The sequence below is a fragment of the Cellvibrio mixtus subsp. mixtus J3-8 genome (genome assembly GCF_000766945.1).
Lineage (GTDB): Bacteria > Pseudomonadota > Gammaproteobacteria > Pseudomonadales > Cellvibrionaceae > Cellvibrio > Cellvibrio mixtus_A.
In genome coordinates this window covers 327,404-343,692 of record NZ_KN266209.1, presented here as the reverse complement: position 1 = coordinate 343,692, position 16,289 = coordinate 327,404, and the positions used below count along the sequence as shown (strand labels likewise).

The following is a 16,289-nucleotide window of genomic DNA, read 5'->3' as shown; positions in this document are numbered from 1 at the left end:
TTGATTAAAGCGACGGATATAAATAACTATTTGCCGATACAAAAGCTACTGAAGATTCTTCCCAGAAGATCGTCAGGCGTAAATTCACCAGTAATTTCTCCCAATGCATTTTGTGCCTGGCGCAAATCTTCAGCGAGGAGTTCACCGGCCGCATAACCCTGGAGTTGTGCTTTACCGGAATAAAGGAAGGATTGGGCGCGTTCCAGTGCATCCAGATGGCGACGGCGGGCAGTGAAACCACTTTCGCTATTGTCGCTAAAACCCATAATACTTTTTAGGTGTTGTTTGAGTTCATCAACACCTTCGCCAGTCGCAGCGCTGATACCAATATAAGTGGTGCCGGCATGTGATTGCGACAAGCCTGCCTGCTCACCGCTGAGGTCTATTTTGTTGCGCACCAGGGTCACTTTGGTGGGATCTTGCAGTTGATCGACAAATTCCGGCCATATGTCATGGGGATCATTAAAGGTTGTCTGGCGACTATCAATCAATAGTAAAACCCGGTCAGCTTGCTGGATTTCCTGCCAGGCGCGCTGGATGCCAATTTGCTCAACCTCATCCGGGCTTTCACGCAAGCCAGCAGTATCAATAATGTGCAGAGGCATACCATCGATGTGGATATGTTCACGCAACACATCGCGTGTTGTACCTTCGATACTGGTGACAATCGCCGATTCACGGCCACTCAGGGCATTTAACAAACTGGATTTCCCGGCGTTGGGCCGGCCGGCGATAACAACGCGCATTCCGTCGCGGACCAATGCACCTTGCCTTGCTTCTTTAAATACTTTTTCCAGTTTTTGGATGATTTCATTCAAATCACCGGCGACTTTTCCATCGCTCAGGAAATCAATTTCTTCTTCCGGAAAATCGATTGAAGCTTCTACGTAAATACGCAAATGGATCAGTGCTTCTACCAATTCGTGGATGCGTTTGGAAAAGGCACCTTGCAATGAATGCAGGGCATTGCGCGCAGCTTGTTCGGTAGTGGCATCGATTAAATCCGCAATAGCTTCGGCTTGGGCGAGATCCAGTTTGTCATTCAGGAACGCCCGTTCGGAAAATTCACCCGGACGTGCCAGGCGAACCCCCAAGCGGGTAATTTCGCGCAACAATAAATCCAGGATAACCGGGCCGCCATGGCCTTGTAACTCAAGGACATCTTCACCGGTAAAAGAATTGGGGCCAGGAAAAAATAGCGCGATACCCTGATCTAGAACTTCACCATTGGCGGTTGAAAAATCACAGTAATAGGCATGGCGCGGTTGCAGATTAATAGAAAGAAGGCTTTCGGCAACCTGTTTGGCCTTGGGGCCGGAGACGCGCACTATACCGACACCACCGCGGCCAGTGGCGGTGGCTATGGCGGCGATGGTGTCAGTAATAATCATGGCAATAACTTATTTGGTATCTGCGTTGTCGATTTGTTTGGTAATCACATATTGTTGGGCGATCGACAGCAGGTTGTTGGTTACCCAGTACAACACCATACCGGCGGGGAACCACAAGAACATGATGGTGAATACAATCGGCAACATTTGCATGATACGCGCTTGCATAGGATCGGTCGGTTGCGGGTTTAACTTCTGCATAAACCACATGGTTACGCCGTAAATAATTGGCAATACAAAATAGGGATCTTTAACCGAAAGGTCGGTTATCCAGCCAAAGAAAGGTGCGTGGCGCAATTCTACTGATTCCATCAATACATAATAGAAGGCAAGGAATACCGGCATCTGGATTAATAAAGGTAAACAACCACCAAAGGGATTTACCTGCTCTGTTTTATAAAGCTTCATCATCTCTTGCGAGAACTTTTGGCGGTCATCGCCATAGCGCTCTTTCATTTCAGCCATTTTGGGCGCTAACTTGCGCATTTTCGCCATAGATTTATAGCTGGTGGCCGACAGTTTGAAGAACAAGGCCTTGATGAGGATGATCAAGCTGATAATCGCCAAACCCCAGTTACCGACGTACTCATGAATGAACTTCATAAATGCAAATAACGGTTTGGATAACCACCACAGCCAGCCGTAATCCACGGTTAGATCCAGATGCGGGGAAATCTCTTCCAAACGTTCGGTGTCTTTGGGGCCGGCGTAAAAACTGGCACCAAAAGTACCTTGGGTTCCAGCAGCCACTTCGTTCACTTTGCCAGTGAATCCCAGTAAATAGAGGTCATTACTACCTAATTTGCGTAAGGTGTAAGTGTTGTCGCTATTCGCGTCGGGAATCCAGGCGCTAATAAAGTAATGCTGCACCATTGCCACCCAACCACCTTGACGGCTGGTTTTGAATTCAGATTCGGCAATATTCGCGAACGTGAATTTTTTGTAGTTTTCTTCATTTGTAGTAATCGCAGCACCCAGGAACGGGTTCATTTCCAACGCGCTGACTTTTACAAAGTTTTGGCTATCGCGTTTGATTTGGCCATAAAGTTGCGCTGACCAGGTTGAACTACTTTGGTTATCAATCAGGTATTCAACCTTAACCAGATATTCACCACGTTTGAAAATGAAACGCTTGGTGATTTTCACATCGCCTTGCTGTAGGACGAGATCCACTTGCAATTGATCCTGGCCATCAGCCAATTGATATTCTTGCTTTTCACTGGCAAATACCGGGCGACCCTGTGCGGTATCTGTGCCATTGGCACCAACCAGTCCACTTTGGGCGACATAAACGTGACTGTCATGGTTATCCAGTAATAAAAATGGCTGGTCAGGGGTATCCAGTTTGGCGTAATGACGCGGCAATGCGACTTTTACGATATCGCCACCTTGAGCATTGATGACTACATCAAGGCTGTCGGTTTTCACCGTGATTAGTTGTGGAGTAACAACTGGCGCCGCTGTAGTTTCCGGAACACTGTGAGCTGCTGCCGGTATTTCACCGTTTGCAGTGGAAACGGGGGCATCACTGCTGGTGTTACCGGTGTTTGCAGTTTGTGCAGCGACGGCCGGTTGGGTGGGAAGTTGCTCCTGGTATTCATGCCAGCGAATAACTAACAGTAATAAAGTCGCGAGAATCGCTGCAATTAACAGGTTTTTTTGCCAATCCATCTTAATGACTGCCATCTGTAGGGTGTGAATGAAAGTGTGAACAACAGGTTTTTTTTAATTCCGGGACTGGATCCAACCCGCCTTCATGCCAGGGATGGCATTTTATAAGGCGACGCAGGGTTAGATAAGACCCGATAAAAAATCCGTAGCGCTGCAGCGATTCTTCTGAATAGTGGGAGCACGTCGGGTAAAACCGGCATTGATTACCAATCCAGGGGCTGAGCAGGTAGCGATAACCATGAATAAACTTGATGGCTATCCAAACCAGGCACTGGTGAATACTAATGATCAGGTGTTTGAGCATTACCATTTACCGAGTGGTGTGTTTGGGCTGCTACTTGGGGTTGCGATCTTAACCCATGCTGGCGCGCTTTTTTTAAAATTCGCTGCCATTGTTGATTAAGTTGCTGGGTAAATGTGCCGTTATCCAGATTTTCCAAGCCTTTGCGTGATAGGACAATTACATCAATACCTGAGAAAGTATGTTGATGAGTGCGGAAGCTTTCGCGAATTAATCGTTTGAAACGATTGCGTTCCACTGCCAGGCGCAAATGTTTTTTGGCAATGACCAAACCAAGGCGCGGATGGTCAAGTTCATTGGTACGGGCGAGAATCAGGAAATGCTGATGGGATGCGCGAAATGGAGCATCGTCAAAAACCCGCTGGAAATCACCGGATTCCAATAAGCGCAAGGATTTGGAAAAAGAAAGGGATAAAGCTGGATAGGAATCAGAAGGTTGATTCGAACTAGCAGGCTGTTGAGATTCTATTTTGGCTGACATAAGCGCACAAAAAATAGTCTTGGGTGGACCGTCATCGACTACTTTTATTCACCCGGCCAATAACGAATGTCAACAAACTGCTAGTGAACCAAGAAGCGGCAGACTAATTAAACTTGAGTCAGCGCTTTACGGCCTTTGGCACGGCGACGAGCCAAAACCAAACGACCATTTTTGGTAGCCATACGAGCACGGAAACCGTGGTTGCGAACGCGCTTCAGATTGCTGGGTTGGAATGTTCTTTTCATGATAAACCTGTTAAAAATCCTGAGTTAATTCACACGGTGTGCGAAAAGAGGCGGAATTCTAATGAAGGGCTTCTACTAAAGCAAATTATTTTGAGCAAATTATCTACAAAAATAAGAAAAACTCATTAATCACAAGTTATGTCGGCTTGCCCCCAGTTAATTCATAATTTATTAACAGGGTTATCCACAGGTTTGACATTTAAATCATTTGGGAACGCTTGGTATTGTGTATGGGCGGTATGTCGTAACACATTGAATTCTAATGGCTAAGTTTTAATCCATTAAATTTATTTTTGGTGTTTACTGTGGATAACTTTTTAGTGCGAGAGTAGACTTGCTCCCCCCTTGTTAACTAATAAACGCCGTTGCGTTGCGGGAGCTTTGGTTTTGTTGCAATCGATTTGGAAATTATGTGCCGCCAGCTTGCAGGATGAATTGCCTTCCCAGCAGTTCAACACCTGGATTCGGCCATTGCAGATCGATGAATCGGCAGCACCACTGGAGCTGAAGTTATTGGCCCCCAACCGTTTTATTTGCGATTGGGTGAATGACAAATTTTTAAACCGCATCCGCGAATTGGCGCTTCATTATCATCAGGACAAAAATCTTAATGTTGCTGTAGGTGTTGTGGTGCGTACAGCGCCTGGTTTCCAGAGCCGCCCTGTTATTGCAGAGCCCGTGAACGTGACGCAAGAAATCCCGGTGATAAGTGCGCCGGTTGCACGGGTTACCAAAATTGATTTACCAATACCTAAATTGATTGAGATTGCTGACAACTCCGTCGATTATGAAGGTAAATTACTTAATAATGCCGAAGAGTTGCTGGTAGACCAGGGGGCTCGATCTACGCCTGAACTGGATGTAGAGGGTGGCCTTAAACACAGTAACTATTTAAACACTTCCTCAACCTTCGCTACCTTTGTAGAAGGTAAATCCAATCAGTTAGGCCTGGCTGCGGCGCGTCAGGTTGCCGAGAATCCCGGTGGTGCCTACAACCCGCTCTTTATTTATGGCGGTGTGGGTTTAGGTAAAACTCACTTAATGCAAGCGGTCGGTAATGCGATGGTCGCGCGCAATCCCAATGCGAAAGTTGTCTATTTGCATTCAGAGCGATTCGTTGCTGATATGGTTAAAGCATTACAGCTGAATGCTATCAATGACTTCAAACGTTATTACCGTTCAATGGACGCATTGTTAATTGATGATATTCAATTCTTTGCCGGTAAAGAGCGTTCCCAGGAAGAGTTTTTCCATACTTTTAATTCCCTGTTGGAGGGCGGGCGTCAAATTATTTTGACTTGTGATCGTTTTCCTAAAGAAATTAATGGGTTAGAAGAACGTTTGAAATCCCGTTTTGGATGGGGGCTGACTGTAGCGGTAGAACCGCCGGAACTGGAAACCCGTGTTGCAATCCTTATGAAGAAAGCGGAGCAGGTGAATATTGACCTGCCCCACGATGCAGCATTTTTTATCGCCCAGCGTATTCGCGCCAATGTGCGTGATCTTGAAGGTGCATTAAAGCGTGTGATCGCCAGTGCTAATTTTACCGGGCGGCCTATTGATGTTGAGTTGGTGCGTGAAGCGTTAAAGGACTTGCTGGCGTTGCAGGATAAGCAAGTAGGGATAGACAATATCCAGCGTGTAGTCTGCGAGTACTACAAAATTAAAATGAACGATATGATTTCCAAACGTCGAAGCCGTTCTGTGGCGCGACCGCGGCAAGTTGCAATGGCCCTGGCTAAAGAGTTGACAAACCATAGCTTGCCGGAAATTGGCGAAGCATTTGGCGGTCGCGATCATACGACCGTGCTTCATGCCTGCCGAAAAATTAAAGAATTGCAGGAAGAAACTGCTGATATCCGCGAAGATATGAAAAATTTGCTGCGTTCACTAACAACTTGATTTATAAACGCTGTTTACATTTTGTGTGGTAATAAATTGCACAAATAAAAATTATCCTGAAAAGAGTTGCCTGAAGAAAACAATCCAATAAGTCCCGGAAGATTACCTAAGAGACCATCCCATGAAATTTGCCGTTTCCCGCGAAGCCTTGATCAAACCCTTACAACTGGTTGCCGGTGTGGTGGAGCGTCGCCAGACTTTACCGGTGCTGTCGAATGTATTGATTCAGCTACAGGGTGATCAGCTATCGCTGACGGGTACTGATCTGGAAGTGGAGATTGTCGGTCGCTTGACTCTGGAGCAACCGGGGCAATCAGGAGAAATTACAGTTCCGGCACGTAAGCTGGTAGATATTTGCAGATCCCTGCCTGATAGCAGCAATATCGAGTTCACTTTGGAAGAAAACCGGATTTTGGTTAAATCCGGCCGCAGCCGTTTTACCTTATCAACGCTTCCAGCGTCGGATTTTCCCAATGTGGAAGATACCCCGGGTAATTTGCGCTTCAGTTGCGCCCAACAGGAAGTAAAACGTCTAATTGAACGCACAGCTTTTGCTATGGCCCAACAAGATGTCCGTTACTATCTTAACGGGATGTTGTGGGAGGTTCGCCAGGATCAATTGCGCGTAGTGGCAACTGATGGTCATCGTATGGCGATGTGTACGCGTGCTGTCGCGGTAAACTCCAGCGATGTTATCCAGGCGATTTTGCCGCGCAAGGGTGTACTGGAATTATCGCGTTTATTAGACGACTCAACTGCACAGGTTGAAGTAGTCCTGAGCTCAAACCATATTCGTGTCACTTCTATTGATTACACGTTTACCTCCAAGTTGGTGGATGGAAAATTCCCGGAATATGAGCGCGTATTACCGCGTGGTGGTAATAAGGTAATTATTGGTTCCCGTTTGGAATTAAAACAGGCGTTCGCGCGTACGGCAATTCTCTCCAATGAAAAGTATCGTGGTGTGCGTCTTTTATTGTCTGATGGCACTCTCACTATTGTGGCTAATAACCCCGAGCAGGAAGAGGCTGAAGAACAGGTAACCGTGGATTATTCCGGAGATTCATTGGAAGTTGGTTTCAATGTTAGCTACCTCCAGGACGTTGCTAATGTAATTAGTAATGAAAACATCAAGATTACCTTGTCTGATGCTAACTCCAGTGCTTTGTTGGAAGAACCTGAAAACAGTGATTCCCTCTATGTTGTTATGCCAATGCGTCTTTAAGTAGCGTTGGTATTTGTCCCGGTCTTATGACCTTAAATCGATTATTAATTCAAAACCTGCGCAATATCGGGGGAGTGGATATCGCTCCTTCTGCGCAGGTAAATTTGATTTTTGGTGAAAATGGCTCTGGCAAGACCAGTGTTTTGGAAGCGATAAATTTACTGGCTTTAGGAAGATCCTTTCGCAGCCATAAACATAAGCCGCTAATTCAGCACCATCAGTCATCTTTTACTGTGTTTGGCAAAGTCAAAAATGATGATGGATCAGATGTTCCCATAGGAATCAGCAGGACTTTGGATGGTGAAGCGAGCTTTAAAGCAAACGGGAATTTTGTTCCTTCAGCCGCCGATTTGGCGGGATATCTACCGGTACAAGTAATTAATTCGGAAACATTTTTATTATTGGAAGGTAGCCCGAAAGTCAGGCGGCAATTTATTGATTGGTTGGTGTTTCACGTGGAACATGCTTTCTTCCCTACATGGAAGGCGATCCAACGCTGCCTTAAACACCGCAATAGCTTATTGCGCCATGATAGAATAGATCCTTTTGAACTAGCTTCCTGGGATCAGGAGCTAGTGAGTTTAACAGAGAAGATTCATGATTTTAGGAAAGCATCTTTCCAGCAGTTTTTTGAAGTCTTTAACGAACTATGTAAAGAGTTCATTAAAATAGATGGCATAAAGCTCAGTTATTACCGGGGCTGGGACAAAGAAAAATCCTATGCAGATGTATTACTAGCTGGTTTTGAACGGGATCATAGGATTGGTTATACCCAATCTGGTAGTCATCGGGCAGATCTAAAAATCACAATAGATGGCCAGGATGCCGCTGAAATCCTGTCACGCGGGCAGCAAAAGCTACTTGTGTGCGCTTTAAAGATAGCCCAGGGATATGTATTCACTCGGATTACTGGTCGCAAGTCCATTTATCTTGTTGATGATCTTCCGGCTGAATTGGATGAGAAGCACAGGGCGTTGTTGGTCAAATGGTTAGCAACTATGGAAACCCAGGTATTTATTACTGGTGTTGAAAAAGATGTATTGGTTTCAAGCTGGATGGATAAGCCAGAAACACCTCTAAAATTGTTTCACGTGGAACAAGGTAGGGTAGTTGAGGTGCAGTAAGCCTCCTACCTAACTAAAGAATTCAGCAATTGGTTAACGTGACTAATCGCTGTAGACAATAAAGCGGAGAAAAGCTATGTCAGAAGAGAATACTTACGACTCGTCCAGTATTAAAGTCCTTAAAGGGCTGGATGCGGTGCGTAAGCGCCCAGGGATGTATATCGGCGACACCGACGATGGCTCAGGCTTGCACCATATGGTGTTTGAAGTCGTAGATAACTCTATTGATGAAGCTCTGGCTGGGCATTGTGATGAAGTACGCGTAACAATCCATCCTGACGAGACTATCTCTGTATCTGACAATGGCCGTGGTATTCCTACTGATATGCACGAAGAAGGGGTATCGGCCGCCGAAGTTATCATGACTGTGCTCCATGCAGGCGGTAAGTTTGATGATAACACCTATAAAGTGTCAGGCGGTTTGCACGGTGTGGGTGTATCGGTAGTAAATGCGCTTTCCGAATACCTCAAGCTCACTATTCGCCGCGCTGGAAAGATTCATGAACAAATTTATCGCCATGGCGTTCCCGATGCGCCACTTACCGTAGTTGGAGATTCCAGTACTACCGGTACCGAAATTCACTTCAAGCCTTCTGCAGCAACGTTTACCAATATCGAATTCCACTTCGATTTATTGGCTAAGCGATTGCGTGAGCTGTCGTTTTTGAACTCTGGTGTGCGTATTGTGCTTAAAGATGAGCGCACCGCAAAAGAGGAAATCTATCAATATGAAGGTGGTTTGCGAGCGTTTGTGGATCACCTGAACAAGAATAAAACCACCATTAACAAAATGGTTCACTTCGTTTCGTTGAAGCGTGAGGATGGTATCGGCGTAGAAGTAGCCTTGCAATGGAATGATTCTTTCCAGGAAAACCTGTTCTGTTATACCAATAACATTCCCCAACGGGATGGTGGTACTCACCTTGCGGGCTTCCGTGCAGCGTTAACTCGCGGTTTGAATACTTATATAGAGAAAGAAGGTATCGCCAAAAATGCCAAAATTGCCACCACTGGCGATGACGCGCGTGAAGGTTTGACGGCGATTATTTCGGTAAAAGTACCTGATCCCAAGTTCTCCAGCCAAACCAAAGATAAACTCGTATCGTCTGAAGTAAAAACAGCAGTCGAACAGGAGATGAATGAACACTTCGGCGCCTATTTGCTGGAAAACCCGCAAGAAGCCAAAGCGATTGTGGGAAAGATGATTGATGCTGCCCGTGCCCGTGAAGCGGCGCGTAAAGCGCGTGAAATGACCCGCCGCAAAGGTGCACTGGATATTGCCGGGCTTCCCGGAAAACTGGCGGATTGCCAGGAGAAAGATCCGGCGTTATCAGAACTTTACCTGGTAGAGGGTGATTCTGCAGGCGGTTCAGCCAAGCAAGGTCGCGCGCGTAAAACCCAGGCGATCCTGCCCCTCAAAGGTAAAATCCTTAACGTAGAAAAAGCGCGTTTCGACAAAATGCTTTCATCTGCAGAAGTGGGAACACTGATTACTGCATTAGGCTGCGGCATCGGTAAAGAAGATTACAACCCGGAAAAACTGCGCTATCACAGCATCATCATCATGACGGACGCCGACGTGGACGGTTCGCATATCCGCACACTGTTATTAACTTTCTTCTTCCGCCAAATGCGTGAGTTGATCGAGCGTGGCCATATCTATATCGCCCAACCACCGCTATATAAGATTGCTAAGGGTAAACAAGAGCAGTATTTGAAAGATGAATCGGCAATGACCGAATTCCTGACCCAGGCAGCGCTGGAAGACGCCGCTCTCCATGTAAATCCAAGCGCGCCACCTATTGCCGGCGAAGCCCTGGAGAGACTGGTCCATGAATACCGTAAGGTGATGGCCACTATTGAGCGTCTATCGCGTCTATACCCTGCCGATGTGCTAGAAAAAATGATCTATTTGCCAGCGATTCGCACCGAACATTTGGCAGATCAGGGCCATATGCAGCAATGGTGTGACCAGATGGCCGCGCATTTCAGCATTGATGCCCGCGCCGGTAGCCAGCGCTACATCATTACTGTACGCGAAGACAGCGAACGCCATTTGTTTCTGCCACAGGTAGAAATTACAGCTCATGGTATTGCAACGCCTTACCCGTTTAACCACGATTTCTTTGCCTCAGGCGAATACGCTTCCATTGTTTCTTTAGGTGAGAAATTGGAAAGCCTGATTGAAGAGGGTGCTTATGTTCAACGTGGTGAACGGAAACAACCCTTGCTTAAGTTTGCAGATGGTTTGGAATGGTTAATGAAGGAGTCGCGTAAGGGTTACAACATCCAGCGCTATAAAGGCTTGGGTGAGATGAACCCGGAACAATTATGGGAAACTACGATGAACCCCGAAACACGCCGTATGCTGCGCGTGACAATTCAGGATGCTATCGCTGCTGATCAAATTTTCACCTGTTTAATGGGTGATGCTGTAGAACCTCGACGTGACTTTATCGAAACAAATGCGTTAGCTGTAGCAAACCTGGACGTTTAACGATTTACCAAACCTCCGGATCCGGTTTTATGGAGCCGGAGGTTTGGTATAGATAAATTATCATATAAAAATATTTTTACGGATGATGCGCATTTTTAGCTTTATTCTGCAATTTTCCACGCAAACATACTCCTCCAACCATCATTCAATAGCTAAAAAATTTATTAGGGCAATTAAAAATGCCGCTGCGAATTGCTTTTGATCCACACCTTGATTAAAGTCTAGATGCCACTTTTTTATTAGAAATTGAAATTAGAAATGGCACCAAATTCACAAATACCAGCTGTTTGCTGGACTATACTCAAACCGTTGTGTGTTTTTAGTCGTGATCAACTGTGAGATGGATTTAGCGATGAGCGAGAAAAAAGTAAATAAAGTGTTGTTAACCCAAATCGAAGATGCGTTGGAAGAGCGTCAAAAAGCAGATCGTCGCGAACGTCATCAAGGTATTCCCCAGGATGTTCCTGTTGAGCGCCGTAAAAATGATCGTCGTGGATCGAAATCAGCGCATAAATAATTGAAACCAGCGTTAATAAAAGGGGCAATCAAGCCCCTTTTTATTGCCTGTTATTTTGATGCTATTGGATTCCAGTGACTGACTTGTCCAGACGCCATTTTTTCAAACGTGAAGCAAGGGTAGTAGGTTTTATGCCAAGTAAACAGGCAGCGCCGTCCGCGCCATAGATTTTCCCATCACATTTACGCAATGCGTCCAGGGTGGCCCGGATTTGCAAATGTTTGACGCTACTTTCGGTATAAAATTTTCCATCAATAATAGGAACATCAGCCATGTTATTGATGGCTGCCGGAAATTCAACAAGATTCAGTTTGTCGCCCTGGCTGAGAATGACTTGCCGTTCGATACGGTTTTCCAACTCGCGAATATTCCCCGGCCAATCGTATTCCTGTAAACGCTGGATTTGCGCAAACGTAATTTTTAATTCGGGTTTATGGAAGCGTTGGCAAGCTGCTTGTAAAAAATGGGTAGCAAGTAATGGTATATCTTCTATTCGTTCGCGCAATGGTGCTGAACGAATGGGGAATACATTCAAACGAAAATATAAATCCTCGCGAAATAATCCCCGATTTACTAATTGTTTAAGATCGCGATTAGTTGCAGCAATAATACGCACATCGACATTGCGGGTAACGGATTCTCCCACCCGTTCGAATTCTCCATCTTGCAATACACGCAATAATTTTCCTTGCAATGCCAGCGGTAATTCACCGACCTCATCTAAAAATAAAGTGCCACCATCAGCTACTTCGAAACGGCCAAGGCGCGTGTTCACTGCACCGGAAAATGCACCGCGCACATGACCAAAAAATTCACTCTCAAATAAATCGAGTGGAATCGCGGCGCAGTTCACACGAATCAACGGCCGCTGGTTGCGATCGCTGGCGCGATGCAGCGCACGTGCAATTAATTCCTTTCCGGTGCCGGATTCGCCGGTAATCAATACCGTTGCCACGGTGGGCGCTACCAATTGGATTTGATAGTTAATTTGTTGTACTGCCGGACTGCGCCCGACAATATGGTGTGAATTAAATCCCTCGTTGATTTCCTGTTGTAGGTAAGCATTTTCCAATTCCAGTTTGTGCTTGAGTTGTTTTACCTGTTCCAGTGCTTCGCGCAATTCTTCCATGGTGGAGTGCAACTTTGCTTCCGTATTTTTTCGTTCCGATACATCGCGAAAAATAACTACCGCCCCAACCAGTTTTTCATTGTCATATACCGGTGTGCTGGTGTACTCCACCGGCACTGCATGTCCATCGCGACACCAGAAGGATTCATTGTCAACGCGCCGCACTGTGCCATCGCGAAACGCCGCGAAAATCGGACAATCCTGTGCACAATAATCAGAACCATCAGTGTGACTGTGGTGGATAGCGCGATGGATATTTTTGCCAATAAGTTCGTCGGCTTTCCAACCCAGGATACGTTCTGCAGCCGGATTCACAAAGGTCGCACGGCCCTCGGCATCAACACCATATATTCCTTCACCCGCAGCGTTTAACAGCAATTGGTTTTGCCGCGCAAATTCCTGGAATACCTGTGCGATATTGCTGTTGTTGGTGCAGTTGTTGGCGATGTTGAGTTGATGATCTGTACATGTTGGCTGCATGATTTTTCCTTGAAAAAGAGTATGGGTACATACAACGAAAAATCGTGCCAACATCCACGAAATTTCGTTGATCACGAAAAATCGTAATTACTTATTGTGCGATATAAATTAAAAAATAATGGAGGATCAGCTACTTAACTCAATACGATGAACTTGGCATAGCAATCGCAATATACGTAACAAGTGAGGCAGCGTGAAATCACTACGATTGCGCTGTTAAAAAAAATCTGCCTCACTGATGATCACTCCGAAATTTCATGCACAGCAAACTGGCAATCACCAAGAGGAAAGTTGAAATGAAAAAACAAGACGTAGTTGAAGCGATTGTTCTGGCCAAACAAAAAATGAACCTGACCTGGGAAGGTATTGCCGCCAGTATTGGTATGTCGCCGGTGTGGACAACATCAGTTTGTTTAGGCATGAACAGTGCGCCGGCAGATAAAGCGGAAGCGCTATGCAAAATATTTGATTTACCGGAAGTTGCTAAATTGGCGTTGATGCAATGCCCCAGCAAAAGTTGGGAGCATACTATTCCGCAAGATCCGCTGATTTATCGCTTATACGAAATGATCGGTGTTTATGGCCCGACCATTAAGGCAATCATTCACGAAAAATTTGGCGATGGCATTATGAGTGCGATTGATTTTTCCATGGATATTGGCAAGGAAGAAAATCCCAAAGGTGATCGCGTGATCATCCATTTAAATGGCAAATTCTTGCCTTACAAGGCCTGGTAAGGGCTGGGGAAAAACTTATACCGGCAACGCTGTTTTATCCACCGGCGACTTTAGTACAAACGATGAATGCACACCGCTCACGCCTTCAATACGCGTGAGTTTTTGCAGCAGGAATTGTTGGTAGGCATCCATATCTTTTACGATGACTTTTAGCAGGTAATCGGCGGATTGCCCGGTGATCAGGTGGCATTCGAGTACTTCAGGGTAAGCTTCCACGGTTTTCTCAAAGGCATCAAAGCGATCAGGTGTGTGTTTATCCATGCTGATCTGGATAAACGAGACCAGCGTTAAACCCAGCTTGCGGGCATTTAACAAAGCGACATAACCATCAATCAAACCGGATTCCTCCAGTGCACGCACCCGGCGCAAACAGGGAGAAGGCGAAAGGTTGATGCTATCAGCCAATTCCTGGTTGGAAATGCGGCCATTTTGCTGAAGGGATTCCAGTATCAAACGATCATATTTATCGAGTTCCATAGCGGTAAATCTCACTAATTAAGTATTAAATATCAGAAAATAAAAATTTAACGCAATAAAATTGTTTAAAAATTGATATTAACACAATCTCCGCAATCATCTGCCTGTTTGATGGCTATATACTGGCAACCATGCTGATAAAAGCCCTGGCGCTATCCGCGCGGGTTTGGGGTTTCCACCGATGTGACCGCATTACCGGAAACCGGCACTTGTCATCCACAGGTACCTGACCAGATTCGTTTCATCGGCCAAGACCGCAAGACCACTACTACAGTAAAAAAAGTACACCAGTACACAAGAACTTACAGCTCGGAGCCTCTGGAACAGGTGCAGTGCGACTTGTTTTCAGAGGACTCCAGATACAACCGAATTTTTAATAGCCGGACTCTTATCAGTTGCCGGTAGGCAAAAACCCCAGGAGTTGATCATGCTTGCCAATCCATCCCCCAAGTACCAGCGTTTCGTCGGTGTTTCCTTGCCCGACCGCCAATGGCCGAACAATCACATTGAAAAACCGCCCATTTGGATGAGCACTGACCTGCGTGATGGTAACCAGGCGCTAATCGACCCTATGTCGGTACAAACCAAATTGCGCATGTTCAAGGAACTGGTCGCGATTGGTTTTAAAGAAATTGAAATTGGTTTTCCATCCGCGAGTGAAATTGATTTCAACTTCACCCGTTTGTTGATTGAGGAAAATTTAATTCCCGATGACGTAACCATTGAAGTGTTGGTGCAAGCTCGTTACGACTTGATCGAAAAAACCGTGCAGAGTTTGCGTGGTGCCAAGCGCGCAATTTTGCACATGTACAATCCGCTCGCGCCGGCATTCCGCAAAATTGTATACAACACGGATAAAGAAGGCGTGAAAAAAATCGCCTTGCAAGGCACCCAATGGTGTAAAGAATTAACCGCGCAAGCACCGGAAGTGGATTGGACTTTCCAATATTCACCAGAAGTGTTTTCGTCAACTGAAATCGACTTTGTAAAAGAAGTATGTGATGCGGTGGTGGAAATCTGGAATCCATCGCCACAAAAGAAAATTATTCTGAATTTGCCGGCGACTGTGGAGATGAATACTCCGAATACTTATGCCGATCAAATCGAGTGGATCCATCGCAATATCAACCGCCGCGATTCGATTGTGATCAGCGTGCATCCACACAATGATCGCGGTACCGCCGTTGCCGCTGCCGAGTTGGCGGTGATGGCGGGTGCAGATCGTGTGGAAGGTTGTTTGTTCGGCAATGGTGAACGCACAGGTAATGTCGACCTGGTAACCCTCGCGTTGAATTTGTATTCGCAAGGTGTGCATCCCGGCCTGGATTTTTCCGATATCGATAAAGTGCGCAAGTTGCATGAAGAATGCACGCAATTACCGGTGCATCCGCGTCACCCTTATGCGGGCGAGTTGGTATTTACGGCCTTCTCCGGTTCGCACCAGGATGCGATTAAAAAAGGTTTTGCAGTCCAGAAAAAACACACGCTGTGGGAAGTACCTTATCTGCCCATCGACCCGGCCGACTTAAGCCGCAGTTACGATGCTGTTGTGCGCGTGAACGCGCAATCCGGTAAAGGTGGCGTAAGCTTTTTATTGCAACAGGAAGCCGGTTTGCAATTGCCGCGTCGTTTGCAAATTGAATTCAGTTCTGTTGTGCAAAAGGTCAGTGACAGCACCGGTAAAGAAGTGAAGGCGAGCGATATCGTTAAAATTTTCAATGACGAATATTTTGCGGTGAACTCACCCATCACTTATCAATCCAGCAAATTCACTGAACAAGATGATAGTCACCAAGTTGATATTACTATCCATGCCCAGCACCAAAACAAAACCGTGCAAATCAGCGGCAGCGGCAACGGCCCAATCGATGCAGCAGCACATGCGATCAGCCAGTTTATCGATGCCGATGTCAACGTAATTGATTACCACGAACATTCTGTTGGTGAAGGTTCCGATGTTGTGGCAGTAACTTACGTTGAAATCAAAGTGAAAAATGGTAAACCGGTTTACGGTGTCGGGCAGGATCGCAACATTATTACTTCAGCAGTGAAAGCGCTGATTAACGGTGTGAATCGCAGTGGGGCGATTAGTTAATTTTTAAATAACAAAAA

14 protein-coding genes are annotated in these 16,289 nt (G+C 45.9%); 7 read left to right on the top strand and 7 right to left on the bottom strand.

Features of this window, described 5'->3' with window-relative positions; genetic code table 11:
* Nucleotides 1-26 precede the first annotated feature (26 nt).
* The 5 genes from mnmE to rpmH all read right to left on the bottom strand — a co-directional run bounded on the left by mnmE (nucleotide 27) and on the right by rpmH (nucleotide 4,089).
* Complete coding sequence (mnmE, locus tag A596_RS14850; protein WP_039916131.1) at nucleotides 27-1,391, bottom strand: tRNA uridine-5-carboxymethylaminomethyl(34) synthesis GTPase MnmE; 1,365 nt, start codon at nucleotides 1,389-1,391, stop codon at nucleotides 27-29.
* A gap of 9 nt (nucleotides 1,392-1,400) precedes the next feature.
* The gene (gene yidC, locus A596_RS14845) at nucleotides 1,401-3,062 is read right to left on the bottom strand and encodes a membrane protein insertase YidC (RefSeq protein ID WP_039916130.1); all 1,662 of its coding nucleotides are present in this window, start codon (nucleotides 3,060-3,062) and stop codon (nucleotides 1,401-1,403) included.
* 1 nt (nucleotide 3,063) lies between these two features.
* A complete protein-coding gene (yidD, locus tag A596_RS22705; protein ID WP_084128400.1) occupies nucleotides 3,064-3,366 on the bottom strand; it encodes a membrane protein insertion efficiency factor YidD in 303 nt (100 codons plus the stop codon).
* A complete protein-coding gene (rnpA, locus tag A596_RS14840; RefSeq protein WP_039916128.1) occupies nucleotides 3,344-3,844 on the bottom strand; it encodes a ribonuclease P protein component in 501 nt (166 codons plus the stop codon). Before rnpA ends, yidD begins: the two co-directional genes overlap by 23 nt.
* A 107-nt stretch (nucleotides 3,845-3,951) precedes the next feature.
* Nucleotides 3,952-4,089 carry a 50S ribosomal protein L34 gene (rpmH, locus tag A596_RS14835; protein WP_039916125.1) on the bottom strand — a complete coding sequence of 46 codons (138 nt, stop codon included), beginning with the start codon at nucleotides 4,087-4,089 and terminating at the stop codon, nucleotides 3,952-3,954.
* A gap of 387 nt (nucleotides 4,090-4,476) precedes the next feature.
* Here rpmH and dnaA point away from each other — a divergent pair, with 387 nt between their 5' ends.
* The 5 genes from dnaA (at nucleotide 4,477) to A596_RS23370 (ending at nucleotide 11,354) form a co-directional block, all read left to right on the top strand.
* A complete protein-coding gene (gene dnaA / locus A596_RS14830) occupies nucleotides 4,477-5,991 on the top strand; it encodes a chromosomal replication initiator protein DnaA (RefSeq protein ID WP_039916122.1) in 1,515 nt (504 codons plus the stop codon).
* A gap of 121 nt (nucleotides 5,992-6,112) precedes the next feature.
* Complete coding sequence (gene dnaN / locus A596_RS14825; RefSeq protein WP_039916119.1) at nucleotides 6,113-7,216, top strand: DNA polymerase III subunit beta; 1,104 nt, start codon at nucleotides 6,113-6,115, stop codon at nucleotides 7,214-7,216.
* A gap of 26 nt (nucleotides 7,217-7,242) precedes the next feature.
* Nucleotides 7,243-8,340, top strand: a complete 1,098-nt coding sequence (gene recF, locus A596_RS14820) for a DNA replication/repair protein RecF (RefSeq protein ID WP_039916116.1) — start codon at nucleotides 7,243-7,245, stop codon at nucleotides 8,338-8,340.
* A 76-nt stretch (nucleotides 8,341-8,416) separates the two neighbouring features.
* Nucleotides 8,417-10,837, top strand: a complete 2,421-nt coding sequence (gene gyrB / locus A596_RS14815; protein ID WP_039916113.1) for a DNA topoisomerase (ATP-hydrolyzing) subunit B — start codon at nucleotides 8,417-8,419, stop codon at nucleotides 10,835-10,837.
* 352 nt (nucleotides 10,838-11,189) lie between these two features.
* Nucleotides 11,190-11,354: a hypothetical protein gene (locus A596_RS23370; protein WP_200882932.1), complete on the top strand. Its 165-nt coding sequence runs from the start codon at nucleotides 11,190-11,192 to the stop codon at nucleotides 11,352-11,354.
* Nucleotides 11,355-11,415: 61 nt separating this feature from the next.
* Here the strand turns inward: A596_RS23370 and A596_RS14810 are convergent, their stop codons facing one another.
* A complete protein-coding gene (locus A596_RS14810; protein WP_084128395.1) occupies nucleotides 11,416-12,963 on the bottom strand; it encodes a sigma-54 interaction domain-containing protein in 1,548 nt (515 codons plus the stop codon).
* Between the two features lie 296 nt (nucleotides 12,964-13,259).
* Here A596_RS14810 and cynS point away from each other — a divergent pair, with 296 nt between their 5' ends.
* Nucleotides 13,260-13,700, top strand: a complete 441-nt coding sequence (gene cynS, locus A596_RS14805; protein ID WP_039916111.1) for a cyanase — start codon at nucleotides 13,260-13,262, stop codon at nucleotides 13,698-13,700.
* 15 nt (nucleotides 13,701-13,715) lie between these two features.
* Here cynS and A596_RS14800 read toward each other — a convergent pair whose 3' ends face one another.
* Nucleotides 13,716-14,177: an Lrp/AsnC family transcriptional regulator gene (locus tag A596_RS14800; protein WP_039916108.1), complete on the bottom strand. Its 462-nt coding sequence runs from the start codon at nucleotides 14,175-14,177 to the stop codon at nucleotides 13,716-13,718.
* Nucleotides 14,178-14,604: 427 nt separating this feature from the next.
* On the opposite strand from A596_RS14800, the gene leuA reads away from it, so the two are divergent.
* Nucleotides 14,605-16,272 carry a 2-isopropylmalate synthase gene (leuA, locus tag A596_RS14795; protein ID WP_039916106.1) on the top strand — a complete coding sequence of 556 codons (1,668 nt, stop codon included), beginning with the start codon at nucleotides 14,605-14,607 and terminating at the stop codon, nucleotides 16,270-16,272.
* Nucleotides 16,273-16,289: the final 17 nt, after the last annotated feature.